Annotated in this window: 21 protein-coding genes and 1 pseudogene; 18 read left to right on the forward strand and 4 right to left on the reverse strand. The window is 70.6% G+C overall.

The window, feature by feature from the left end:
• Nucleotides 1-408 precede the first annotated feature (408 nt).
• The 12 genes and pseudogenes from KQY30_RS30000 (at nucleotide 409) to KQY30_RS30055 (ending at nucleotide 13,067) form a co-directional block, all read left to right on the forward strand.
• On the forward strand, nucleotides 409-954 hold the full coding sequence (locus KQY30_RS30000) for a hypothetical protein (RefSeq protein WP_217309631.1): 546 nt from the start codon (nucleotides 409-411) through the stop codon (nucleotides 952-954).
• A gap of 185 nt (nucleotides 955-1,139) precedes the next feature.
• Nucleotides 1,140-2,054: a pyridoxal 5'-phosphate synthase lyase subunit PdxS gene (gene pdxS, locus KQY30_RS30005; RefSeq protein ID WP_046509200.1), complete on the forward strand. Its 915-nt coding sequence runs from the start codon at nucleotides 1,140-1,142 to the stop codon at nucleotides 2,052-2,054.
• Between the two features lie 8 nt (nucleotides 2,055-2,062).
• Nucleotides 2,063-2,713, forward strand: a complete 651-nt coding sequence (gene pdxT, locus KQY30_RS30010) for a pyridoxal 5'-phosphate synthase glutaminase subunit PdxT (RefSeq protein WP_217309632.1) — start codon at nucleotides 2,063-2,065, stop codon at nucleotides 2,711-2,713.
• Nucleotides 2,714-2,787: 74 nt separating this feature from the next.
• Nucleotides 2,788-3,540, forward strand: coding sequence for a YebC/PmpR family DNA-binding transcriptional regulator (locus tag KQY30_RS30015; protein WP_217309633.1), 753 nt, complete (start codon nucleotides 2,788-2,790; stop codon nucleotides 3,538-3,540).
• 177 nt (nucleotides 3,541-3,717) lie between these two features.
• Nucleotides 3,718-4,287, forward strand: coding sequence for a crossover junction endodeoxyribonuclease RuvC (gene ruvC / locus KQY30_RS30020; protein ID WP_217309634.1), 570 nt, complete (start codon nucleotides 3,718-3,720; stop codon nucleotides 4,285-4,287).
• Nucleotides 4,284-4,910 carry a Holliday junction branch migration protein RuvA gene (ruvA, locus tag KQY30_RS30025; RefSeq protein WP_217309635.1) on the forward strand — a complete coding sequence of 209 codons (627 nt, stop codon included), beginning with the start codon at nucleotides 4,284-4,286 and terminating at the stop codon, nucleotides 4,908-4,910. Before ruvC ends, ruvA begins: the two co-directional genes overlap by 4 nt.
• An 88-nt stretch (nucleotides 4,911-4,998) precedes the next feature.
• Nucleotides 4,999-6,077: pseudogene (ruvB, locus tag KQY30_RS30030) on the forward strand (Holliday junction branch migration DNA helicase RuvB).
• 167 nt (nucleotides 6,078-6,244) lie between these two features.
• Nucleotides 6,245-6,739 carry a preprotein translocase subunit YajC gene (gene yajC / locus KQY30_RS30035; RefSeq protein ID WP_217309636.1) on the forward strand — a complete coding sequence of 165 codons (495 nt, stop codon included), beginning with the start codon at nucleotides 6,245-6,247 and terminating at the stop codon, nucleotides 6,737-6,739.
• A 140-nt stretch (nucleotides 6,740-6,879) separates the two neighbouring features.
• Nucleotides 6,880-8,652, forward strand: a complete 1,773-nt coding sequence (secD, locus tag KQY30_RS30040) for a protein translocase subunit SecD (RefSeq protein WP_217309637.1) — start codon at nucleotides 6,880-6,882, stop codon at nucleotides 8,650-8,652.
• Nucleotide 8,653: 1 nt separating this feature from the next.
• Nucleotides 8,654-9,778, forward strand: coding sequence for a protein translocase subunit SecF (gene secF / locus KQY30_RS30045; RefSeq protein ID WP_217309639.1), 1,125 nt, complete (start codon nucleotides 8,654-8,656; stop codon nucleotides 9,776-9,778).
• Nucleotides 9,775-10,320 (forward strand): adenine phosphoribosyltransferase, encoded by a 546-nt coding sequence (locus KQY30_RS30050; protein ID WP_217309641.1) that lies wholly within the window; start codon nucleotides 9,775-9,777, stop codon nucleotides 10,318-10,320. The genes secF and KQY30_RS30050 overlap by 4 nt, the downstream gene beginning before the upstream one ends.
• A gap of 188 nt (nucleotides 10,321-10,508) precedes the next feature.
• Nucleotides 10,509-13,067 (forward strand): bifunctional (p)ppGpp synthetase/guanosine-3',5'-bis(diphosphate) 3'-pyrophosphohydrolase, encoded by a 2,559-nt coding sequence (locus KQY30_RS30055; protein ID WP_217309642.1) that lies wholly within the window; start codon nucleotides 10,509-10,511, stop codon nucleotides 13,065-13,067.
• Nucleotides 13,068-13,225: 158 nt separating this feature from the next.
• On the opposite strand, the gene KQY30_RS30060 is transcribed toward KQY30_RS30055, so the two are convergent.
• Both KQY30_RS30060 and KQY30_RS30065 read right to left on the reverse strand, forming a co-directional pair.
• On the reverse strand, nucleotides 13,226-14,455 hold the full coding sequence (locus KQY30_RS30060) for a DUF349 domain-containing protein (protein WP_217309643.1): 1,230 nt from the start codon (nucleotides 14,453-14,455) through the stop codon (nucleotides 13,226-13,228).
• A gap of 149 nt (nucleotides 14,456-14,604) precedes the next feature.
• Nucleotides 14,605-15,402 (reverse strand): peptidylprolyl isomerase, encoded by a 798-nt coding sequence (locus KQY30_RS30065; protein ID WP_217309644.1) that lies wholly within the window; start codon nucleotides 15,400-15,402, stop codon nucleotides 14,605-14,607.
• 201 nt (nucleotides 15,403-15,603) lie between these two features.
• On the opposite strand from KQY30_RS30065, the gene KQY30_RS30070 reads away from it, so the two are divergent.
• The 4 genes from KQY30_RS30070 to KQY30_RS30085 all read left to right on the forward strand — a co-directional run bounded on the left by KQY30_RS30070 (nucleotide 15,604) and on the right by KQY30_RS30085 (nucleotide 19,856).
• Nucleotides 15,604-16,329 carry an MBL fold metallo-hydrolase gene (locus KQY30_RS30070; protein ID WP_217309645.1) on the forward strand — a complete coding sequence of 242 codons (726 nt, stop codon included), beginning with the start codon at nucleotides 15,604-15,606 and terminating at the stop codon, nucleotides 16,327-16,329.
• Between the two features lie 14 nt (nucleotides 16,330-16,343).
• Complete coding sequence (gene hisS / locus KQY30_RS30075; protein WP_217309646.1) at nucleotides 16,344-17,609, forward strand: histidine--tRNA ligase; 1,266 nt, start codon at nucleotides 16,344-16,346, stop codon at nucleotides 17,607-17,609.
• Between the two features lie 120 nt (nucleotides 17,610-17,729).
• A complete protein-coding gene (locus KQY30_RS30080; RefSeq protein WP_217309647.1) occupies nucleotides 17,730-18,365 on the forward strand; it encodes a vitamin K epoxide reductase family protein in 636 nt (211 codons plus the stop codon).
• A gap of 135 nt (nucleotides 18,366-18,500) precedes the next feature.
• Nucleotides 18,501-19,856, forward strand: coding sequence for a replication-associated recombination protein A (locus tag KQY30_RS30085; protein WP_217309648.1), 1,356 nt, complete (start codon nucleotides 18,501-18,503; stop codon nucleotides 19,854-19,856).
• 42 nt (nucleotides 19,857-19,898) lie between these two features.
• On the opposite strand, the gene KQY30_RS30090 is transcribed toward KQY30_RS30085, so the two are convergent.
• A complete protein-coding gene (locus KQY30_RS30090; protein ID WP_217309649.1) occupies nucleotides 19,899-20,591 on the reverse strand; it encodes a DUF2470 domain-containing protein in 693 nt (230 codons plus the stop codon).
• 176 nt (nucleotides 20,592-20,767) lie between these two features.
• Here KQY30_RS30090 and rpsD point away from each other — a divergent pair, with 176 nt between their 5' ends.
• Nucleotides 20,768-21,382 (forward strand): 30S ribosomal protein S4, encoded by a 615-nt coding sequence (gene rpsD, locus KQY30_RS30095; protein ID WP_217309651.1) that lies wholly within the window; start codon nucleotides 20,768-20,770, stop codon nucleotides 21,380-21,382.
• A gap of 27 nt (nucleotides 21,383-21,409) precedes the next feature.
• Here rpsD and KQY30_RS30100 read toward each other — a convergent pair whose 3' ends face one another.
• Nucleotides 21,410-23,599, reverse strand: coding sequence for an AAA family ATPase (locus KQY30_RS30100; RefSeq protein WP_217309653.1), 2,190 nt, complete (start codon nucleotides 23,597-23,599; stop codon nucleotides 21,410-21,412).
• A gap of 218 nt (nucleotides 23,600-23,817) precedes the next feature.
• Between KQY30_RS30100 and KQY30_RS30105 the strand changes: the two genes are divergently transcribed.
• A complete protein-coding gene (locus tag KQY30_RS30105) occupies nucleotides 23,818-24,261 on the forward strand; it encodes a DUF948 domain-containing protein (protein WP_217309655.1) in 444 nt (147 codons plus the stop codon).
• The last annotated feature ends 1 nt before the right edge of the window (nucleotide 24,262 follow it).

The raw sequence follows: 24,262 nt of genomic DNA on the forward strand, positions 1-24,262 counted from the left end.
GAGCACGCGGGCGTCGGCCGTACCGCTGTAGGTGTCGCCGTTGCGCAAGCGCTGCGGGCGAGCGAGGCGGGGGTGCGGTCCCTGGCCCGTATTGCCGTCGGTGTGGGCGTTGGCGATCCGCGCTGCGGACCTGCGGGCGTCGGCCTGCACCGCTGCCGGTGTCGCCGTAGGCGATCCGCCTCGCAGGGCTGCGGAGGCGCGGGCACTGGCCCGTACCGTCGTCCGTATCGCCGTTGGTGCGGGCGCCGCGGAGCCGGCGCCGTCGGGGGCTGCGGGGCGTCGGCCCCGTGAACTTTCCCTCTCCGTAGGAGGGGGCCGGGGGCGCGGGGGCCTGCCCCCGGTTTCGGGAAAGGGCGGGGTGGGGGACATCCCCCCGGTCACGGAGAACGCACCGGTAGCCTGCCCCGCGTGACCGAAACTCTCGTCTGGATCGTCGTCGCCGCCGTCGCCACCGCGCTCTACCTGAGCTGGACCGCCGGCCGTCTCGACCGGCTGCACACCCGTATCGACGCAGCCCGCGCCGCCCTCGACGCGCAGTTGCTGCGGCGCGCCTCGGTCACCCAGGAGCTGGCCACCTCCGGAGTGCTGGACCCCGCCGCGTCCATCGTGCTGTACCAGGCCGCGCACGCCGCCCGCCAGGCCGAGGAGGAGCAGCGCGAGGTCGCCGAGAGCGAGCTGAGCCAGGCGCTGCGGGCCGTGTTCGGGGAGGCCGCACAGGTGGAAGCGGTACGGGTGGCCCCCGGCGGCGACGAGGCCGCGGGCGAACTCGCCGCGGCGGTACGGCGCGTACCGATGGCCCGGCGGTTCCACAACGACGCCGTACGCGCCGCCCGTGCCCTGCGCCGGCACCGTATGGTCCGCTGGTTCCGGCTCGCCGGCCACGCCCCGTTCCCGCTCGCCTTCGAGATGGACGACGAGCCGCCCGTAGCGCTGGCGGACCGCCCCGGTACCTGAACCGGCCCCCGCTCACCGGCGCCCAGCGGCCCAACCGGCACCCAACCCGGCCCCCGCCCCGGCCCCTCGGCGTTGAGAACGATCCACCGCCTGTTCATTGGCCCTTGCTGTGGACCGCACCCGGGGCGTTCTCTTATTCGGCAGTTCCCCGTCCTTTTCAGCCAGTGAGCCAGTGAGGTCGCTTCGTGTCCAGCCCGCTCCCCACCACCCCTCAGTCCGCCGAGACCGGCACCGCGCGCGTCAAGCGCGGTATGGCCGAGCAGCTCAAGGGCGGCGTGATCATGGATGTCGTCACCCCGGACCAGGCGAAGATCGCCGAGGACGCCGGCGCGGTCGCCGTGATGGCCCTGGAGCGGGTCCCCGCCGACATCCGCAAGGACGGCGGCGTCGCCCGGATGTCCGACCCGGACATGATCGAGGGCATCATCGAGGCCGTCTCGATCCCCGTCATGGCCAAGTCGCGGATCGGCCACTTCGTCGAGGCGCAGGTCCTCCAGTCCCTCGGTGTGGACTACATCGACGAGTCCGAGGTGCTGACCCCCGCCGACGAGGTCAACCACTCCGACAAGTGGGCGTTCACCACCCCCTTCGTCTGCGGCGCCACCAACCTCGGCGAGGCCCTGCGCCGGATCGCCGAGGGCGCGGCCATGATCCGCTCCAAGGGCGAGGCCGGCACCGGCAATGTCGTCGAGGCGGTCCGCCACCTGCGCCAGATCAAGAACGAGATCGCCAGGCTCCGCGGCTTCGACAACAACGAGCTGTACGCCGCCGCCAAGGAGCTGCGCGCCCCGTACGAGATCGTCAAGGAGGTCGCCGCGCTGGGCAAGCTGCCCGTGGTGCTCTTCTCCGCCGGCGGCGTCGCCACCCCGGCCGACGCGGCGCTGATGCGCCAGCTCGGCGCCGAGGGCGTCTTCGTCGGATCCGGCATCTTCAAGTCGGGCGACCCGGCCAAGCGCGCCGCCGCCATCGTGAAGGCCACCACCTTCTACGACGACCCCAAGATCATCGCGGACGCCTCCCGGAACCTGGGTGAGGCCATGGTCGGTATCAACATCGACACCCTGCCGGAGTCCGAGCACTACGCGAAGCGCGGCTGGTAACGCCCCCCATGAGCACGCACACCCCTGTGATCGGCGTCCTGGCGCTCCAGGGCGACGTCCGGGAGCATCTGGGCGCCCTGGCCGCGGCGGACGCCGAGGCCAGGACCGTCCGGCGCCCGGAGGAGCTCGCCGAGGTCGACGGCCTGGTGATCCCGGGCGGCGAGTCCACGACCATGTCCAAGCTGGCAGCGCTCTTCGGGATGCTTGACCCGCTGCGTGCCCGGGTACGGGCAGGGATGCCCGTGTACGGCACCTGCGCCGGGATGATCATGCTCGCCGAGAAGATCCTCGATCCCCGCTCGGGCCAGGAGACCATCGGCGGTATCGACATGATCGTCCGCAGGAACGCCTTCGGCAGGCAGAACGAGTCCTTCGAGGCGGCCGTGGAGGTCGACGGGGTCGAGGGCGGTCCCGTCGAGGGCGTCTTCATCCGCGCGCCCTGGGTGGAATCGGTGGGCGCGGAGGTGAAAGTGCTCGCCTCCTACGGAGGACACGTCGTCGCCGTACGGCAGGACAACGCACTGGCGACCTCGTTCCACCCGGAGCTCACCGGCGACCACCGGCTGCACCGTCTTTTCACCGAGATGGTCCGCACGGAGACCCGGGGCGCGTCGGAAGGCGCGCGCGACAGCGCTCCTCGAGGGGTGGCGGCTGGGTGACGGGCCGTTGAGTTGGTCCCGGTAGGATCTCTGCCGAACAGAGGCAGAACCGGTTACGCGAAGGAGACAGGCAGATGTCCGGCCACTCTAAATGGGCTACGACGAAGCACAAGAAGGCCGTGATCGACGCCAAGCGCGGCAAGCTCTTCGCGAAGCTGATCAAGAACATCGAGGTCGCGGCCCGCACCGGCGGCGCCGACGTCGAGGGCAACCCGACCCTCTTCGACGCCATCCAGAAGGCGAAGAAGAGCTCCGTGCCGAACAAGAACATCGACTCGGCCGTGAAGCGCGGGGCCGGTCTCGAGGCCGGTGGCGCCGACTACGAGACGATCATGTACGAGGGATACGGCCCGAACGGTGTCGCCGTCCTGATCGAGTGCCTCACCGACAACCGCAACCGCGCGGCCTCCGACGTCCGCGTCGCGATGACGCGCAACGGCGGCTCGATGGCCGACCCGGGCTCCGTCTCGTACCTCTTCAACCGCAAGGGCGTGGTGATCGTCCCCAAGGGCGATCTGGGCGAGGACGATGTGCTGGGCGCCGTCCTGGACGCGGGCGCCGAGGAGGTCAACGACCTCGGCGAGTCCTTCGAGGTCCTCAGCGAGGCCACCGACCTGGTCGCGGTCCGCACCTCGCTCCAGGAGGCCGGGATGGACTACGACTCCGCCGAGGCCACCTTCGTCCCGACCATGCAGGTCGAGCTGGACGAGGAGGGCGCGCGCAAGATCTTCAAGCTGATCGACGCGCTGGAGGACAGCGACGACGTCCAGAACGTCTTCGCCAACTTCGATGTCTCGGACGACGTCATGGAGAAGGTCGACGCCTGACACGGGCTCCTGGACGCCTGACACGGGCTCCTGACAGGACCTGGGCGAACGGGCCGGCGGGGACACCACTCCGCCGGCCCGCCGCGTTGTCGGTGCCGACCGCTACTGTGCTGAGCAGCGCTGATCATCCGTGGCGGCACAGGGGCGACCACGGGGTGGGAGTGAGGGGAGGGCGCGATGCGGGTGCTGGGCATTGACCCCGGACTGACCCGGTGCGGCGTCGGCGTCGTCGAGGGCTCCGCGGGACGCCCGCTGACGATGCTCGGGGTGGGCGTGGTCCGTACGCCCGCCGACGCCGAGACCGGCGAGCGCCTGGTCGCCATCGAGCGCGGCATCGAAGCCTGGCTCGACGAGCACCGGCCCGAACTCGTCGCGGTGGAGCGGGTGTTCGCGCAGCACAATGTGCGTACGGTCATGGGCACCGCCCAGGCCAGCGCCGTCGCCATGCTCTGCGCCTCGCGCCGCGGCATACCCGTCGCGCTGCACACCCCCAGCGAGGTCAAGGCCGCCGTCACCGGCAGCGGCCGGGCGGACAAGGCCCAGGTCGGCGCGATGGTCACCCGGCTGCTGCGCCTCGACGCCCCGCCGAAGCCGGCCGACGCCGCGGACGCGCTCGCCCTCGCCATCTGCCATCTGTGGCGTGCGCCCGCCATGAACCGGCTCCAGCAGGCCCAGGCGGCGGCCCGCGCCTCGCGAGTCCCCGCCGCCGGACCCACCACCGCATCCGTACGGAAGGCCCCGCGATGATCGCGTTCGTCAGCGGCCCGGTCGCCGCGCTCGCCCCGACCACGGCCGTGATCGAGGTCGGCGGGGTCGGCATGGCCGTCCAGTGCACCCCCGGCACCCTCGCCTCCCTCCAGATCGGCCGCCCCGCGAAGCTGGCCACGTCCCTGGTCGTACGGGAGGACTCGCTCACCCTCTACGGCTTCGCGGACGACGACGAACGGCAGGTTTTCGAGCTGCTCCAGACCGCCAGCGGCGTCGGGCCCCGGCTGGCGCAGGCGATGCTCGCCGTACACACACCGGACGCCCTGCGCGTCGCCGTCTCCACCGGCGACGAGAAGGCGCTCACGGCCGTCCCGGGCATCGGCAAGAAGGGCGCCCAGAAGCTGCTGCTGGAGCTGAAGGACCGGCTCGGCGAACCGCTCGGCACGGTCATCGGCCGCCAGGGCGCCGCCGCCACGGCCCCCGCCTCCTGGCACGAGCAACTGCACGCCGCGCTGATCGGCCTCGGCTACGCCCCGCGCGAGGCGGACGAGGCGGTCGCGCAGGTCACGCCCCAGGCCGAGGCCGCCCTGGCGCAGGGGGCCCAGCCTCCCGTACCGCAGTTGCTGCGCGCCGCGCTCCAGAGCCTGAACAGAACGCGTTAGCCGACCGGAGCGCGCCCCGACCGGGCCGGACCGTACCCGGCCCATCGAGGCCCTGCCCCCAAGGCCCTACCCCGAGGTGAGACAGAGAGTGAACTGGGACGACACCGGCGGCGAGACGCCCGACGCCGCGGCGGAGCGGCTCGTCCGCGCCTCCGCGGACGGCGAGGACCAGGCCGTCGAGGCGGCCCTGCGGCCCAAGTCGCTGGACGAGTTCGTGGGCCAGGAGCGCGTCCGCGAACAGCTCGACCTAGTGCTCAAGGCGGCCCTGGCGCGCGGCGCCACCGCCGACCACGTGCTGCTCTCCGGAGCGCCGGGACTGGGCAAGACCACCCTCTCCATGATCATCGCGGCCGAGATGAACGCCCCGATCCGGATCACCTCGGGCCCCGCCATCCAGCACGCCGGCGATCTCGCCGCGATCCTCTCCTCCCTCCAGGAGGGCGAGGTCCTCTTCCTGGACGAGATCCACCGGATGTCCAGGCCCGCCGAGGAAATGCTCTACATGGCGATGGAGGACTTCCGGGTCGACGTGATCGTCGGCAAGGGTCCGGGCGCCACCGCCATTCCCCTGGAGCTGCCGCCCTTCACCTTGGTCGGTGCCACCACCCGGGCCGGACTGCTGCCGCCCCCGCTGCGCGACCGGTTCGGCTTCACCGGCCATATGGAGTTCTACGAGAGCGCCGAACTGGAGCGGGTCATCCACCGCTCCGCCCAGCTTCTCGACCTGGAGATCGACCCCGCCGGCGCCGCGGAGATCGCCGGACGCTCCCGTGGCACCCCCGGATCGCCAACCGGCTGCTGCGCCGCGTACGGGACTACGCCCAGGTCAAGGCCGACGGACAGATCAACCGCGAGGTGGCCGCGGTCGCCCTCGCGGTGTACGAGGTCGACGCGCGCGGCCTCGACCGGCTGGACCGGGCCGTGCTCCAGGCCCTCCTCAAGCTCTTCGGCGGCGGACCGGTCGGCCTGTCGACCCTGGCGGTGGCCGTGGGGGAGGAGCGCGAGACGGTCGAGGAGGTCGCCGAGCCCTTTCTGGTACGGGAGGGCCTGCTCGCCCGTACCCCCCGCGGCCGGGTCGCCACCCCCGCCGCGTGGGACCACCTCGGGCTCGTACCACCGCAGCGCCCACCCGGCGCGGGCGGACAACAGGGGCTGTTCGGGACGTGACCGCGAAGCCGCACGCCCGGCCAGGAACCCGCGTACGGTGCCGGGCGTTGTTCCAACGACGCGGACTCGCTTAGACTCCGCCGATGCCGCCCCTACAGGTCGGCGTGCCCACCCCCGTATATGACAGGCCGCTCGACAAGGCGGTCGTGCGAAGGAAGTTCCCTCCCGTGAGTCTCGTGACCCTCCTCCCCTTCATCGTGCTCATCGGGGCCATGTTCCTGATGACCCGGTCCGCCAAGAAGAAGCAGCAGGCCGCTGTGCAGATGCGCAACGACATGCAGCCCGGCACCGGCGTCCGCACCATCGGGGGCATGTACGCCACCGTGAAGGAGGTGCACGACGACACGGTCCTCCTGGAGGTCGCTCCCGGTGTCCACGCCGTCTACGCCAAGAACGCCATCGGAGCCGTCCTGGACGACGACGAGTACAACCGCATCGTGCACGGCGACGACGCCCTCGCGGCCGACGGTACGGTCGTGCCGGACGACGCCTCCTCACTGATCGACGCCGACGCCACCGCCGCCACGGACGACGCCAAGATCGATCTGGTCAAGGAGACGGGGACGGACGCCGAGGACGTCAAGGACGCCAAGAACGCGAAGTCCGAGGACGCGTCCGACAAGTCCGGAGACAAGGCCGACGGCGAGGGCGGCGCGAAGTAGTCAGGCCGCGCCCGCTGGCCGTACCGCGGCCCGGGGAGCACGGTCCGTGCTGATTTCCGCTGGGGCAGGTCCCCACAACACTTCGTGGCCGCTCCGGCGCACACCCGGCGTGGGGCGGTTGGACAGGGAGAATCGAGAAGGTGGCAGCACCTAATAAGGGCCGAAGGCAAGCGGGGTCCCCAGGCAGGCCGGGCCGCACCCTGGCACTGTTCCTGATTGCCATGGTCGCCCTCACGGGCGGGATGTTCTGGTCCGGTCATGTCACGCCACGTCTGGGGATCGACCTCGCCGGCGGTACGAGCATCACGCTCCAGGCGAAGAACACACCGGGCAAGCCGAACGCGATCAACAAGACCAATATGGACACCGCCGTCAGCATCATCGAGCGGCGTGTCAACGGTCTTGGCGTCTCGGAGGCCGAGGTCCAGACCCAGGGTGACGAGAACATCATCGTCAACATCCCCAAGGGGACGAACGAGAAGCAGGCCAGGGAGCAGGTCGGCACCACCGCCCAGCTCTACTTCCGGCCGGTGCTGACCGTCGCGGCCGGGGGCCAGACCGCTCCGGCACCCACCGCGAGCGGCTCTCCCAGCCCCTCGGGCAGCCCCGCGCCGAGCGCCTCGGCCACTGGGGAGAAGGCGAGCGAGCCCTCCTCGTCGGCGACCCCCTCGTCGAGCGCCACCACCCAGGGCCGGGCCGTCACCGACGCCCTGAAGAAGGACGACCCCACCCCGAGCGGCTCCGCCTCGGGCTCGCCCAGCGCCCCGGCGACCCCCGACCCGTCCGCGACACCGTCCGCGGACCCGGCCACCGCCGCGCTGGAGAAGAAGTTCACGGACCTGGACTGCACCAAAGAGGCCCAGCGCACCAAGGCCAACCAGGGAGCCGCGCCCAAGGACACCATCGTGGCCTGCGGCAAGAACTCCGGTGACCAGTGGGAGAAGTACATCCTCGGTCCCGCCGAGCTGGAGGGCACGGACGTCGACGACGCCAAGGGCGTGCTCGACCCCCAGCGCGGCATGTGGATCGTCACCATGGACTTCACCGGTGGCGGCACCAAGAAGTTCCAGTCCATCACCGGCAAGCTCTCCCAGCAGCAGCCGCCGATGAACCAGTTCGCCATCGTCCTCGACGGCAATGTCGTCTCGGCGCCCTCGGTGAGCCAGACCCTCGGCGGCAGCGCCGAGATCTCCGGCAGCTTCACCCAGCAGTCCGCCCAGGACCTGGCCAACATCCTGTCGTACGGCGCGCTGCCCCTGACCTTCGAGGAGCAGAGCGTCACCACCGTCACCGCCGCGCTCGGCGGTGAACAGCTCCACGCCGGTCTGATCGCCGGCGCGATCGGCCTCGCCCTGGTGGTCATCTATCTGGTGACCTACTACCGAGGCCTGTCGCTGATCGCCATCCTCAGCCTCGCGGCCTCGGCGGTCATGACGTACACGATCATGGCCCTGCTCGGCCCGGGCATCGGCTTCGCGCTGAACCTGCCCGCGGTCTGCGGAGCGATCGTCGCCATCGGTATCACCGCCGACTCGTTCATCGTGTACTTCGAACGGATAAGGGACGAGATCCGCGAGGGCCGTACGCTCCGGCCGGCCGTCGAGCGCGCCTGGCCGCGTGCCCGCCGTACGATCCTGGTCTCCGACTTCGTGTCGTTCCTTGCCGCAGCGGTGCTCTTCCTGGTCACCGTCGGCAAGGTCCAGGGCTTCGCCTTCACCCTGGGTCTGACCACCGTCCTCGACGTGGTCGTGGTGTTCTTCTTCACCAAGCCGGTGATGACGCTCCTCGCCCAGAAGAAGTTCTTCGCCAGCGGACATTCCTGGTCCGGTCTCGACCCCGAGCGGCTCGGCGCCAAGCCGCCGCTGCGCCGTTCCCGCCGTGCAAGCGCCCCCACCGAACCGAAGGAGGCGTGAGATGTCGCGACTCGGCGCACTCGGCGCCAGGCTCTACCGTGGCGAAGTCGGCTACGACTTCGTCGGCAAGCGGAAGATCTGGTACGGGATCTCGATCCTGATCACCATCACGGCCATCGTCGGCCTGGCCGTACGCGGCCTCAACATGGGCATCGAGTTCAAGGGCGGTGCCGTCTTCACCGTCCCGAGCACCAGCGTCTCGGTGGCCCAGGCCCAGGCGGACACCGAAAAGGCCTCCGGGCACGACGCGATCGTCCAGCAGCTCGGCAACGGCGGACTGCGGATCCAGGTCACCGAACTGGACACCAAGCAGGCCGACGCGGTGAAGACCCAGCTCGCCGAGGACCTCAAGGTCGACGAGGCGAAGATCAACGCCGACCTGGTCGGCCCGAGCTGGGGCGAGACGATCGCCAACAAGGCATGGACGGGTCTCGGGATCTTCATGATCCTGGTGGTGATCTATCTGGCGATCGCCTTCGAATGGAGAATGGCGGTCGCGGCCCTGATCGCCCTGATCCACGACCTCACCATCACCGTCGGTGTGTACGCCCTCGTCGGCTTCGAGGTCACGCCCGGTACGGTGATCGGTCTGCTCACCATCCTCGGTTACTCCCTCTACGACACCGTCGTCGTCTTCGACAGTCTCAAGGAGGGGTCGAAGGACATCACCAAACAGACCCGCTGGACCTACAGCGAGATCGCGAACCGGTCGATCAACAGCACCCTGGTCCGTTCGATCAACACCACCGTGGTCGCGCTGCTGCCGGTGGCCGGTCTGCTCTTCATCGGCGGCGGCTTCCTCGGCGCCGGCATGCTGAACGACATCTCGCTCTCGCTCTTCGTCGGCCTCGCCGCCGGTGCGTACTCCTCGATCTTCATCGCCACCCCGCTCGTCGCCGACCTCAAGGAACGCGACCCGCAGATCAGGGCGCTGAAGAAGCGGGTGCTCAACAAGCGGGCCGCCGCGGCGGCCAAGGGCGAAGCGGCCGACGGTCCGGCCGACGCGGAGACCGAAGAGGACACCGAGCCCGGTGAGGCGGCGGCCCCGGCCGCAGCCGCGGCGGCCGGCCCGCGGGGCCGCGGTGGCCGCGGCGGTGGTGGCCGCCCGTCCGGGAGGCGCAGGTGACCGACGACAGCCTCCGGGAGCTGCTGCTCAGCCGTATCCGTGATGTCGCGGACTACCCCAAGCCCGGGGTGGTGTTCAAGGACATCACCCCGCTGCTGGCGGACCCGAAGGCCTTCACGGCGCTGACCGACGCCCTCGCGGAGCTGTGCGCGCGGCACGGCGCCACCAAGGTCGTCGGCCTGGAGGCCCGGGGCTTCATCCTGGCCGCCCCGGTGGCGATCAAGGCGGGCCTCGGCTTCATCCCCGTACGCAAGGCGGGCAAGCTCCCCGGTGCCACGCTGTCGCAGACGTACGACCTGGAGTACGGCTCGGCCGAGCTGGAGGTCCACGCCGAGGACCTGGACGCGGGTGACCGGGTCATCGTCATCGACGATGTGCTGGCCACCGGCGGTACGGCCGAGGCGTCCGTTCAGCTCGTCCGGCGGGCGGGCGCCGAGGTGGTGGGCGTCGCGGTCCTGATGGAACTCGGTTTCCTGGCCGGCCGGCGGCGGCTGGAACCAGAGCTTCGGGGCGCTCCGCTGGACGCGCTGATCAAGCTCTGACCAGTCACGGCGCGGAATATCTGGACAACACGGCGCGACGTCGGTACGAACAGACGGGCACCCGGGAACAACCGGGTGCCCGTCCCGCGTTCGGAGGAGCCCCGGTCCTGGGGCGAGAGGGACGCCCGAGGTCGATACCATGGAGGTCCGGGCCTGACCGGGGACCTGGATCCGCATGAGGAGCGCTCTTGCCAGAAGAGATCCAGCCACTGGCCGCCGCGACGCCCGATCACCACACCGAGCAGGCCGCGGCGGCGACAGCGATGCCGCACGCCGGCGCTGCGGAGAAGACCGGGCAGCAGGCCGCGCGGCCCCCGGCGGAGATCACCCATGCCCGGCCCACCGAGCCCCTGGAGCCCGCGCCCGCCGCGCGGCCCGCGCCGGACAGGCCCGCCGCCCCCCTGAGCGCCCCCAAGCCCGGTGCCACCGCCGCCCCTCGTTCGGGTGGCTCCTCCAACCGGGTACGGGCCAGGCTCGCCCGGCTCGGGGTGCAGCGCTCCTCCCCGTACAACCCGGTCCTGGAACCGCTCCTGCGGACCGTACGCGGCAACGACCCCAAGATCGAGACCGCGACGCTCCGCCAGATCGAGAGCGCCTACCAGGTGGCCGAGCGCTGGCACCGCGGTCAGAAGCGCAAGAGCGGCGACCCGTACATCACCCACCCGCTCGCGGTCACCACGATCCTGGCCGAGCTGGGCATGGATCCGGCCACTCTGATGGCGGGTCTGCTGCACGACACCGTGGAGGACACCGAGTACGGCCTGGACACCCTGCGCCGTGACTTCGGCGAGCAGGTCGCGCTGCTGGTCGACGGCGTCACCAAGCTGGACAAGGTCAAGTTCGGGGAGGCCGCGCAGGCCGAGACCGTACGCAAGATGGTCGTCGCCATGGCCAAGGACCCGCGTGTCCTGGTCATCAAGCTCGCCGACCGGCTGCACAACATGCGCACCATGCGCTATCTCAAGCGGGACAAGCAGGAGAAGAAGGCCCGCGAGACGCTGGAGATCTACGCGCCCCTGGCCCACCGGCTGGGCATGAACACCATCAAGTGGGAGCTGGAGGACCTCGCCTTCGCGATCCTCTACCCCAAGATGTACGACGAGATCGTCCGGCTGGTCGCCGAGCGCGCCCCCAAGCGTGACGAATATCTGGCCATAGTGACCGACGAGGTCCAGTCCGATCTGCGCGCGGCCCGGATCAAGGCCACCGTCACCGGCCGGCCGAAGCACTACTACAGCGTCTACCAGAAGATGATCGTCCGCGGCCGGGACTTCGCGGAGATCTACGACCTGGTGGGCATCCGTGTCCTGGTCGACACCGTCCGCGACTGCTACGCGGCGCTCGGCACCGTCCACGCCCGGTGGAATCCGGTCCCGGGACGGTTCAAGGACTACATCGCGATGCCCAAGTTCAACATGTACCAGTCGCTCCACACGACGGTCATCGGGCCCAACGGCAAGCCGGTCGAGCTGCAGATCCGTACGTTCGACATGCACCGGCGCGCCGAGTACGGCATCGCCGCGCACTGGAAGTACAAGCAGGAGGCCGTCGCCGGAGCCTCCAAGGTCCGCACGGACGTGCCGAGGAACGCGGGCAAGGGCGCGGGCCAGGACACCGTCAATGACATGGCGTGGCTGCGCCAGTTGCTGGACTGGCAGAAGGAGACCGAGGACCCCAGCGAGTTCCTGGAGTCGCTGCGCTTCGACCTGTCGCGCAACGAGGTCTTCGTCTTCACGCCCAAGGGCGATGTCATAGCGCTGCCGGCCGGCGCCACCCCCGTCGACTTCGCGTACGCCGTGCACACGGAGGTCGGCCACCGGACCATAGGGGCACGGGTCAACGGGCGGCTCGTACCGCTCGAATCGACGCTCGACAACGGCGATCTGGTGGAGGTCTTCACCTCCAAGGCGTCCGGGGCCGGTCCCTCGCGCGACTGGCTGGGCTTCGTCAAATCGCCCCGGGCCAGGAACAAGATCCGGGCATGGTTCTCCAAGGAGCGCCGCGACGAGGCGATCGAGCAGGGCAAGGAAGCCATCGCGCGCGCCATGCGCAAGCAGAACCTGCCGATCCAGCGGATCCTCACCGGGGACTCGCTGGTCACGCTCGCGCACGAGATGCGCTATCCCGACATCTCCTCGCTGTACGCGGCGATCGGCGAGGGCCATGTGGCCGCGCAGGGCGTCGTACAGAAGCTGGTGCAGGCCCTCGGCGGCGAGGAGGCGGCCAACGAGGACATCGCCGAGAGTGCCCCGCCCTCGCGCGGGCGCACCAAGCGCCGCTCGAACGCCGACCCGGGTGTGGTGGTCAAGGGCGTCGAGGACGTCTGGGTGAAGCTCGCCCGCTGCTGTACGCCGGTGCCCGGCGACCCGATCATTGGGTTCGTCACCCGCGGCAGCGGTGTCTCCGTACACCGTGCCGACTGCGTCAATGTGGACTCGCTCTCCCAGCAGCCCGAACGGATCCTGGGAGTCGAGTGGGCGCCGACCCAGTCCTCGGTCTTCCTGGTCGCCATCCAGGTCGAGGCACTGGACCGGTCCCGGCTGCTGTCGGATGTCACCCGGGTCCTGTCCGACCAGCATGTGAACATCCTGTCCGCGGCCGTCCAGACCTCCCGCGACCGCGTCGCCACCTCGCGCTTCACCTTCGAGATGGGCGACCCGAAGCACCTCGGGCATGTGCTGAAGGCGGTACGGGGCGTGGAGGGCGTGTACGACGTCTACCGGGTCACCTCGGCACGCAGGCCATAAGCCTCCGCGCAGGCCGTAAGCACAGCCAAGCAGGCAGGCGGCCGGCCAGGCGCGCAGTCAGGTAAGCAGCGCACGCAGAGCAGCGCACAATGAACGCCCGAGGGCGCCTCGCACGGCATGTACGAGGCGCCCTCAGGCGTACGCAACCGCCGCGGGGTTCAGCCGCCGAACTCCTGGAGGCCCTTCAGCGCCTGGTCCAGCAGTGCCTGGCGGCCCTCCAGCTCCTTGGCGAGCTTGTCCGCCTTGGAGTTGTTGCCCGCCGCGCGCGCCGCGTCGATCTGCGTGCGCAGCTTGTCGACGGCCGCCTGGAGCTGGCCCGTCAGACCCTCGGCACGGGCGCGTGCCTCCGGGTTCGTACGGCGCCACTCGTTCTCCTCGGACTCCTGGAGAGCCCGTTCCACCGCGTGCATCCTGGCCTCGACCTTCGGCCTGGCGTCGCGCGGTACGTGGCCGATCGCCTCCCATCGCTCATTGAGCGCCCGGAACGCCGCCCTGGCGGACTTGAGGTCCGTGACCGGCACCAGCCGCTCGGCCTCGACCGCCAGCTCTTCCTTGAGCTTCAGATTCTCGGTCTGCTCGGCGTCGCGCTCGGCGAAGACCTCGCCGCGCGCCGCGAAGAAGACGTCCTGGGCGCCGCGGAAGCGGTTCCACAGATCGTCCTCGGCCTCGCGCTGGGCGCGGCCCGCCGCCTTCCACTCCGTCATCAGCTCGCGGTAGCGCGCGGCCGTGGCACCCCAGTCGGTGGAGCCGGAGAGCGACTCGGCCTCCGCGACCAGCTTCTCCTTGGCCTTACGGGCCTCCTCCCGCTGCGCGTCCAGCGCGGCGAAGTGGGCCTTGCGGCGCTTGGAGAACGCCGAGCGCGCATGCGAGAAGCGGTGCCACAGCTCGTCGTCGGACTTCCTGTCCAGCCGCGGCAGGCCCTTCCAGGTGTCCACCAGCGCCCGCAGCCGCTCGCCGGCCGACCGCCACTGATCGCTCTGGGCGAGCTGCTCCGCCTCGGTGACCAGCGTCTCCTTGGCGTGGCGGGCCTCGTCCGTCTGCTTGGCCCGCTGCGCCTTGCGCTCCTCACGGCGCGAGTCGACCGTGGCGACCAGCCCGTCGAGCCGCTTGCGCAGCGCGTCGAGATCACCCACGGCGTGGTGTTCGTCGATCTGTCCGCGAAGATGCTCGATGGCCGCCGCCGCGTCCTTGGCGGATAGATCGGTGGTCTTCACTCGCCGTTCGAGGAGGTCGATCTCGACGACCAGGCCCTCGTACTTGCGCTCGAAATAGGCCAGAGCCTCCTCCGGAGAGCCTGCCTGCCACGATCCGACGACCTGCTCGCCCTCGGCCGTCCGCACGTACACGGTGCCCGTCTCATCGACACGGCCCCACGGGTCGCTGCTCACAGCGCCTCCTCCACCTGATGCCCACGAGGGGAATGGCCCCGGGCATCATCCACAGTTTCCTGGGACGGGCTGCGCCCGCCCTCCACAACGCCAATCTAGGCGACCGGCCACCCGGCTGTCCGCACTCAGCACGGCCGAAATTCAGAGGGTCACGCCTTGTCGACCGTGCCCTTCTCCACGGTGACGGCCTTCTTGGGCGCGCCGTCGCCCGTACCGCCGTCCACACCGCCCTTGGCCACGTCTTCCACGGTCTTCAGGCCGTCGGCGTCCATCGTCCCGAACGGGGTGTAGCTGGGCGGGAGTTTGGTGTCCTTGTAGACCAGGAAGAACTGGCTGCCACCGGAGTGCGGCTGGCCGGTATTGGCCATCGCCACCGTCCCCGGGGGGTACGTGACGGTGCCGTCGGCGCCCGCCTTGCCGAGAGCGGTCAGATTCTCGTCTGGGATCGTGTAGCCGGGGCCGCCGGTCCCGTCGCCCTTCGGATCGCCGCACTGGAGCACGAAAATGCCCTCGGTGGTCAGCCGGTGACACTTCGTGTTGTCGAAGTAGCCCTTGTCCGCGAGGGCCTTGAACGAGTTCACCGTGTGCGGTGTCTTCTTGGCGTCCATCTCGATCGCGATGTCGCCCTGGTTGGTCTTGAGCGACATCGTGTACTTCGCCGACTTGTCGATCGTCATCTTCGGCTCGGGAGCGCTGCTCTCGGTCGGCGACGGCGACGGCTCGGCGCTGGGGGTCGCCGACGGCGCGGCGGCCTTGTCCGCGGTGTCGCCGCCGGTCAGACCGCCCGAGGCCCATGCGGCTGCGCCGCCGATGACCACCACGGCCAGCACGGCCGCGACAAGGGCGTTGCGCCGCTTCGCCTTCTTCCTGGCCTCCGTCCGGCGCTGCTGCTGCCGCTCGAACTTCTCCCGGGCGAGCTGCCGCCGTCGCTGATCGCTGTTGACCACCGGGTCTTCTCCTCGTGTGTGAGTGATCCTGTGTGTGACTGATCCTGATCGCCTGGACTGGGCCCGCGAAGATCCGCCGGACAGGGCCCAGGTCCGTACGGTATCCGGGTTGGCTGTGGAATGAGCAGCGCCGGTAGGCTCTGATCTGCCGCATTCCACCGACGGACGATCCGGGCCGGCGGACGACACCTAAGGACGAACGTGCTCATTGCCGGGTTCCCCGCAGGGGCCTGGGGGACCAACTGCTATCTGGTCGCCCCCGCCGCGGGTGAGGAATGCGTGATCATCGACCCGGGCCACCAGGCCGCGCAGGGGGTCGAGGAGGCGGTGCGCAAACACCGGCTCAAGCCCGTCGCCGTCATCCTCACCCATGGGCACATCGACCATGTCGCCTCGGTCGTCCCCGTGTGCGGAGCGCATGACGTACCGGCCTGGATCCACCCCGCGGACCGGTACATGATGAGCGACCCCGAGAAGGCCCTCGGCCGCTCGATAGGGATGCCGCTGATGGGCGAGCTGACCGTGGGGGAGCCCGACGACGTACGGGAGCTGGCCGACGGCGCCCGACTGCCCCTGGCGGGCCTGGAGTTCACCGTCGCGCACGCGCCCGGCCATACCAAGGGGTCGGTGACGTACGGAACGCCTGAATCGGCCGGCGGGGCCGACATCCCCCCGGTCCTCTTCTCGGGCGATCTGCTGTTCGCCGGCTCCATCGGACGCACCGACATGCCCGGCGGCGACCACGCCGAGATGATGGAGTCGCTGAGCCGGGTGTGCCTGCCGCTCGACGACTCGACCGTGGTGCTGTCGGGTCATGGCCCCCAGACGACCATCGGCCGGGAGCGCGCCGCCAACCCCTATCTGAGGGAAGCGGCCGCCGCCGGCGACGGAGACGGCCCGGCCGCCGCTCCGCGACGAGGAATGTGACACACCGGATCTTCATGAGTACTTTCCAGGCCCCCAAGGGCACCTACGACCTGATCCCGCCGGACTCCGCGATCTTTCTCGCGGTGCGCGAGGCCATCTCCGCGCCGCTGAGGAACTCCGGTTACGGCTATGTCGAGACACCCGGCTTTGAAAATGTCGAGCTGTTCGCCCGCGGTGTGGGCGAGTCCACCGACATCGTCTCCAAGGAGATGTACGCCTTCGAGACCAAGGGCGGCGACAAGCTGGCGCTGCGCCCCGAAGGCACCGCCTCCGTGCTGCGCGCCGCGCTGGAGGCCAATCTGCACAAGGCCGGGAATCTGCCGGTCAAGCTCTGGTACTCCGGCTCGTACTACCGCTACGAACGCCCGCAGAAGGGCCGCTACCGCCACTTCTCGCAGGTCGGCGCCGAGGCGATCGGTGCCGAGGACCCGGCGCTGGACGCCGAGTTGATCATCCTGGCCGACCAGGCGTACCGCTCGCTCGGCCTGCGGAATTTCCGTATCCTCCTCAACTCCCTGGGCGACAAGGTCTGCCGGCCCGTCTACCGGGAGGCGCTCCAGGGCTTCCTGCGCGGTCTCGACCTGGACGAGGACACCCGCCGCCGTATCGAGATCAACCCGCTGCGGGTCCTCGACGACAAGCGCGCGGACGTCCAGAAGCAGCTCGTCGGGGCGCCGTTGTTCCGTGACTTCCTGTGCGACGCGTGCAAGGCGTACCACGAAGAGGTCAGGGAGCTGCTGACCGCCGCTGGGGTCGCGTACGAGGACGACGAGCGGCTCGTACGCGGTCTCGACTACTACACCCGCACCACCTTCGAGTTCGTCCACGACGGTCTCGGCGCGCAGTCCGCGGTGGGCGGCGGCGGCCGGTACGACGGGCTCTCCGAGATGATCGGCGGCCCCGCGCTGCCGTCCGTCGGCTGGGCGCTCGGAGTGGACCGTACGGTGCTGGCGCTGGAGGCCGAGGGCATCACGCTCGATCTGCCCGGCTCCACCAGTGTCTTCGCTGTCCCGCTGGGCGAGGAGGCCAGGCGCACGCTCTTCGGCGTTGTCACCGAGCTGCGCAGGGCGGGCGTGGCCGCGGACTTCTCGTACGGCGGGAAGGGCCTCAAGGGCGCGATGAAGAACGCCAACCGGTCCGGCGCCCGCTACACGATCGTCGCGGGCGAGCGCGATCTCGCGGAGGGCGTGGCGCAGCTCAAGGACATGGAGAGCGGGGAGCAGGAGCCGGTGGCGCTCGACGCGCTGGTGGCCGAGCTGACCCGGCGGCTGCGCGGCTGAGCGTCCGGGGAGGGGCCGAACGGCCCCTCCCCGGACCCACAGACTCGTGCGGCACAATGAGTCCGCGCCGCCCGTGGCCGACGGCGTGCCCCACGGCACCGGAGCGAGGGAACGGCGGATATGACGAGTGCGGCACTGGACGACGTCTCCTCCGAGCGGGAGGAACGGAGCGCCGCCGGCACGGTCGGTGGCAGCCGGGCGTTCGCGCTGCTGCTGGTGATCACCGGCGCTGCCGGTCTGCTGGCGGCATGGGTGATCACGATCGACAAGTTCAAGCTCCTTGAGGATCCGAACTTCACCCCGGGATGCAGCCTGAACCCGGTGGTCTCGTGCGGCAACATCATGAAGAGCGAGCAGGCCTCGGTCTTCGGCTTCCCGAACCCGATGCTGGGGCTGGTGGCCTACGGCGTGGTGATCGCCATCGGTGTGGGGCTGGTGGCGGGGGCGCGCTACCGGCGCTGGTTCTGGCTCGGCCTGAACGCGGGCACGCTGTTCGGCGTCGGATTCTGCACCTGGCTCCAGTACCAATCGCTGTACGAGATCAACTCGCTCTGCCTGTGGTGCTGTCTGGCCTGGGTCGCCACGATCGTCATGTTCTGGTACGTGACCTCCCACAACGTCCGCCATGGAGTGCTGCCCGCGCCGGGAGCGCTGCGCGGCTTCTTCGACGAGTTCACCTGGGTCGTGCCCGTACTGCACATCGGGATCATCGGAATGCTGATCCTGACCCGCTGGTGGGACTTCTGGACGAGCTGACCGTTCGGACGTGCTGACGGTCCGGGCCGGCAGTCCGGGCGAGCTGACAGATCGCGACCGGCTCGCGACAGGCCGGGAGTTCCCGCCGCCACCGCCCCGACCTGCGTTGTCAGTGGCCTGGCATAGGCTTCACGCGTGGAGCCCGACCTCTTTACCGCAGCCGCGGAAGAACGCCAGGAGAAGGATCCGTCCAGCAGCCCCCTGGCCGTCCGGATGCGCCCCCGCGTCCTCGACGAAGTCGTCGGCCAGGCACATCTGCTGAAGCCGGGATCACCGCTGCGCCGACTGGTCGGAGAGGGCGGCGGCGGCCCCGCCGGACCCTCGTCCGTGATTCTCTGGGGCCCGCCCGGCACCGGCAAGACGACCCTCGCGTATGTCGTCTCCAAGGCGACCAACAAGCGCTTCGTCGAGCTGTCCGCGATCACCGCGGGCGTCAAGGAGGTACGGGCGGTCATCGACGGCGCCCGCCGCGCCTCCGGTGGCTTCGGCAAGGACACCGTCCTCTTCCTCGACGAGATCCACCGCTTCAGCAAGGCCCAGCAGGACTCCCTGCTGCCCGCCGTGGAGAACCGCTGGGTCACGCTGATCGCCGCCACCACCGAGAATCCGTACTTCTCGGTGATCTCCCCGCTGCTCTCCCGCTCCCTGCTGCTCACCCTGGAGCCGCTCACCGACGACGATCTGCGCGGGCTGCTGCGGCGGGCGCTGACCGAGGAGCGCGGACTCGGCGGCAGCCTCACCCTGCCCGAGGACGCCGAGGCGCATCTCCTGCGGATCGCCGGAGGCGACGCCCGCCGCGCGCTGACCGCGCTGGAGGCGGCCGCCGGCGCCGCGCTCGACAAGGGCGAGCGCGAGATCGCCCTGCGCACGGTCGAGGAGACGGTCGACCGGGCGGCGGTGAACTACGACCGCCAGGGCGACCAGCACTACGACGTGGCGAGCGCGCTCATCAAGTCGATCCGCGGCTCCGACGTGGACGCGGCGCTGCACTATCTGGCCCGGATGATCGACGCGGGGGAGGACCCCCGGTTCATCGCCCGGCGGCTGATGATCTCGGCCAGTGAGGACATCGGTCTCGCGGACCCGACGGCGCTGCCGCTCGCGGTCGCCGCCGCCCAGGCCGTCGCCCTGATCGGCTTCCCCGAGGCCGCCCTCACCCTGAGCCAGGCCACCATCGCCCTGGCGCTCGCCCCCAAGTCGAACGCGGCGACGACGGCGATCTCGGCGGCGCTGGAGGACGTGAAGAAGGGGCTCGCGGGCCCGGTCCCGGCCCATCTGCGCGACGGGCACTACAAGGGCGCGGCCAAGCTCGGGCATGCCCAGGGCTATGTCTATCCGCACGACGTGCCGGGCGGTATCGCCGCTCAGCAGTACGCGCCGGAGGCCGTGCGAGGCAGGCGCTACTACGAGCCCACGCGGTACGGCGCGGAGGCACGGTACGCGGACGTGGTCGACAAGGTGCGCGAGCGGCTGCGCGGCGACGGCACCTGAGGCGGCCAGGCGCGGGCGCGCGCCCGGATCATAACGGGTGTCTCAGCGCGAGGCCGCGTCGAAGAGCGCCAGCATGGCCCGTCGCAGCCCGGTCACATCGCGCACCGGCTCAGGGAAGTCGAAGCGCGCGTCGAAGCACTGGCCGCCGATGAAGCGCACCCGCAGTCCGAAGCGGTCGAGCCCGACCGGTACGGCCGTGCCCCCGGCCCCGGACAGCACCTCCGACCTGTCGCCGAGCAGTCCGGCCAGCGTCCGCACCTCGGCGCTGTGCGCGGCGTGCAGATGCTGGAGCAACTCCGCCTCATGCTCCACCAGCGGGTCGGGCACGGCCGCCGCGAAGTCCTCCGGCGCCACCGGCTCCGCGCCCCAGAGATCGTCCACGTACGCCTCGCACACCTCCAGGCAGAGAGCCGTGTGCCCCGGTTCCGCGGGGCCGGGGCCCTCGGTGAGCGGGCCCGAGAGCCGGGCCCGTGCCCGGATCCGGTGCGGCACGGAGACGGGCGCGACATCCGTCAGCTCCAGTACGCCGGTCACCTCGCCGCCCCGGGTCCGCGCGGCGGCGCGTACGGTGCCGGCCCCGGCCGGGAAGACCAGGAACACCCCGCCGTCCGGGCCCACGGTCCGGGTGGAGGGCAGGAGACCGCACGGCTGGGCCCCGTCCGGACGCGGGACGAGCAGCACCGCCGAGCATGTACCCTGTACGAGAGTTCGTGTGCGTTCGGCTGCTGACGGCATCCGATCGATTTCAAGCCCGCTGGGACGCGGCTGACCATGAGCTGATCGGACCTCCGTCGAATCGGTGCCCTGCGCGTCGAGGCTGTCTGTGATGCGCGTGGTGTTCCCGGAGCGAGACATGCGATCTCCTTGAGCAAGGTGAGCCTAACCTAACCTACAACGGAGGTCTGGAGAACGTGCCTAACCAGTCGCGTCCCAAGGTCAAGAAGTCCCGTGCGCTCGGTATCGCGCTGACGCCCAAGGCCGTCAAGTACTTCGAGGCCCGTCCCTACCCGCCGGGTGAGCACGGACGTGGACGCAAGCAGAACAGTGACTACAAGGTCCGTCTGCTGGAGAAGCAGCGTCTGCGCGCCCAGTACGACATCAGCGAGCGCCAGATGGCCCGTGCGTACGACCGCGCCAAGAAGGCCGAGGGCAAGACCGGCGAGGCCCTGGTGGTCGAGCTGGAGCGCCGCCTCGACGCCCTGGTCCTGCGGTCGGGCATCGCCCGCACCATCTACCAGGCCCGCCAGATGGTCGTCCACGGTCACATCGAGGTCAACGGCGCCAAGGTCGACAAGCCGTCCTTCCGCGTCCGTCCCGACGATGTCGTGATGGTCCGCGAGCGCAGCCGCGACAAGGTCCCCTTCCAGGTCGCGCGCGAGGGTGGCTACGACACCGACGGCGAGACCCCGCGCTACCTCCAGGTCAACCTGAAGGCGCTGGCCTTCCGTCTGGACCGCGACCCGCAGCGCAAGGAGATCCCGGTCATCTGCGACGAGCAGCTCGTCGTCGAGTACTACGCCCGCTGACCCACCCGGGTCCCGCGCTCCGGCGTCTCAGCCCGCCGCCTCCCCGCCCTTTCCGGTGGGGGAGGAGGCGGGCTTTCGCGTGGTACGGGACGGCCCCCGCGCTCCGGACGCCTGACGCGGCACCGCCGCGGGCCCGGGGCGGCCGGCGAGCGCCCTGCGTACGGCCGCGTCCAGCGAGAGCCCCCGGCCCTCCCGCTCGTACCCCTCGTACCTCCGCGCCCCCAGCGCCTCGCCCGCCTGCCGTTCGCAGAGCATCCGCGGCCCGCTGAAGAACCCCGATCCGAACAGCCGCGGGCCGACCGACTCCCACAGCACCGCAGCCGCGCCCTGAAGCACCGCCGCCTCCGCCGGATCGCCCTCGCCCGCCGACACCAGGGCCATCAGCTCGACCGCGAGCACCAGCCCCACCAGATCGTTGAAGAGATGGTGGATGGCGATGGACTCCCCGGCCAGCGCGCGTGCCTCGGTGAACTCGCCCCGGGTCCAGGCCGCGTACGCCAGCACATACAGCGCGTACGCCCGTGACCAGCGCTCGCCGCTGTCCTCGCAGATCTCCCGGACCTCGGTGCACAGTGCGACGGCCGTGTCCAGATCGCCCTGGAAGAGCCGGGCCATGGCCAGCTCGGTCTGGCCCATCAGCACATTGCTGTTGAGTTCCCCCAGCTCCCGGTACGCGTCGAGCGCCGCGCGCAGCAGCCGCTCGGCCCGGGGCATGTCGTCCGAGAGCAGCGCCTGACAGCCCAGCCGGTGCACGGCGTACGCGCGGGCCGGCGCGTTGCCCGTACGGACCGCCTCCTCCCGGCACTCATGGAGCGCGCCCACGGCAGCGGTGTCGTCACCCTGGAGGACGGCCACGTATCCCAGCACCCACAGCGCCTTGAGCCGCGCCTCGGAGTGCCCGGAGTCCAGGGCCAGCGCGCGGCCCAGCCAGTGCCGCCCCTCGGCCAGCTTTCCGCAGCCGACCCAGTAGAACCAGAGCGTGCCCGCGAGATGCTGGCCCAGATGCGCCTCGCCGGGCGTCTCCAGACACAGTTCCAGCGCGGCCCGCAGATTGGGCAGCGCGCTCTCCGCACCGGCCGCGACCCGGTCCTGGCGCGGGCTGAACCACTCCAGCTCGTACCAGGTGGCGAGCCCCACGTACCAGTCGCGGTGCCTGCGCCGCAGCCGTCCGGTGTCCTCCAGCGCGTCCAGCCACTCGGCGCCGTACGCCGCGACCGTGTCCAGCATCCGGTAGCGCACCCCGGCCGGTGTCTCCTCGCGTACGACCAGTGACTGCGTGATCAGCCCGGAGAGCACATCGAGCACATCGTCCGCCGGCAACTCGCGTCCGCCGCAGACATATTCGGCCGCTTCCAGATCGAAGGGCCCCGCGAAGACCGAGAGCCGCGCCCAGAGCAGCCGTTCCCGCGGAGTGCACAGCTCATGGCTCCAGCCGATCGCGGTCCGCAGCGTCCGGTGGCGTGCCGGAGCGCCCCGCCGCCCCTCGGTCAGCACCCGGAACCGGTCTCCCATCCGGTCGAGGATCTGCTCGACCGAAAGGGCGTGCAGCCGCCCTGCCGCCAGCTCCACCGCCAGCGGGATTCCGTCGAGGCGCCGGCACAGCTCCCGTACGGCGGCCTCGCGCGCCCGGGTCGGCCGGAAACCGGGAGACCCGGCGGCGGCGCGGTCGGTGAACAGCAGCACCGCGTCCGGCTCCGGCATCGGCGCCAGCGCGAAGACCAGCTCGCCGTCGATCCGCAGCGGGCGCCGGCCGGTGGCGAGCACCCTCAACTCCGGTGCCCGGCGCAGCAGTTCGCGTACCAGCTCCGCGCATGCGTCGACGAGCTGCTCGAAACCGTCCAGCACCAGCAGTACCCGCCGCCCGGCGAGATGCTCGACCAGCACCCTGCGCGGCGGCCTGCCGCTCTGGTCCGTCAGCCCGAGCGCCTCGGCCAGGGAGTGCTCCAGCAGCTCCGGTTCGCGCAGGGCGCCGAGTTCGGCCAGCCAGACTCCGTCGCAGTAGCGTTTCTTCAGTTCCTCCGCCGCCCGCAGCGCCAGCCGCGTCTTGCCCACACCGCCGACCCCCACCACCGTGACCAGCCTGGACCGGTCGAGATGCTGTGCGAGCCCGGACAGCTCCTCCGCGCGCCCCACGAAGCGGTTCAGCTCGGCGGGGAGATTGCCGGGAACCGGAGCGGGGGCGCCGGCGGAGGATCCGGAGCGTAAGGACCGTCGCATGGGACACGCAGAGTACTCACCCCGCCGCACTCCGTACAATCCTTCTTCACAACTCCCGCTCCGCGCGCCCCTTGTGCGCCCGGCGGAGCACTAATGCGGTACGGGACGCGACGCCCGGCGCGATAGGGTCGGAGGACGACTTTCCAGTCGCTTTCTTTCGAGCTCTTTACGCGAGCTTCTTTACAGAAGGCCGTCGACAGATCAGGGAGCGGTGCGGCGTGACCGGTGGAGAGGTTGCCGGGATCCTGGTGGCCGTGTTCTGGGCCATCCTGGTCTCCTTCCTGGCCGTGGTGCTGGTGAGGCTGGCCCAGACGCTCAGGGCGACCACCCGGCTGGTGGCCGAGGTGACCGAGCAGGCGGTGCCGCTGCTGGCGGACGCCTCCGCGACGGTCCGCTCCGCGCAGACCCAGCTCGACCGTGTCGACGCCATCGCGACGGACGTCCAGGAAGTCACCTCCAACGCCTCGGCGCTCTCCACGACGGTCGCCTCCACCTTCGGCGGCCCCCTGGTCAAGGTCGCGGCGTTCGGCTACGGCGTACGCCAGGCCATGGGACGCAGGGCGACGCCCGCCGGGACCGGCGACGCCGAGCCGGCCCCCCGCCGCAGGGTGGTCGCGGGCCGTACGCTCCCGTCCGCCCGGCGCAGGAACAGGAAGGACTGAG

This window comes from Streptomyces sp. GMY02 (assembly GCF_019056675.1).
Taxonomy (GTDB): domain Bacteria; phylum Actinomycetota; class Actinomycetes; order Streptomycetales; family Streptomycetaceae; genus Streptomyces; species Streptomyces odonnellii.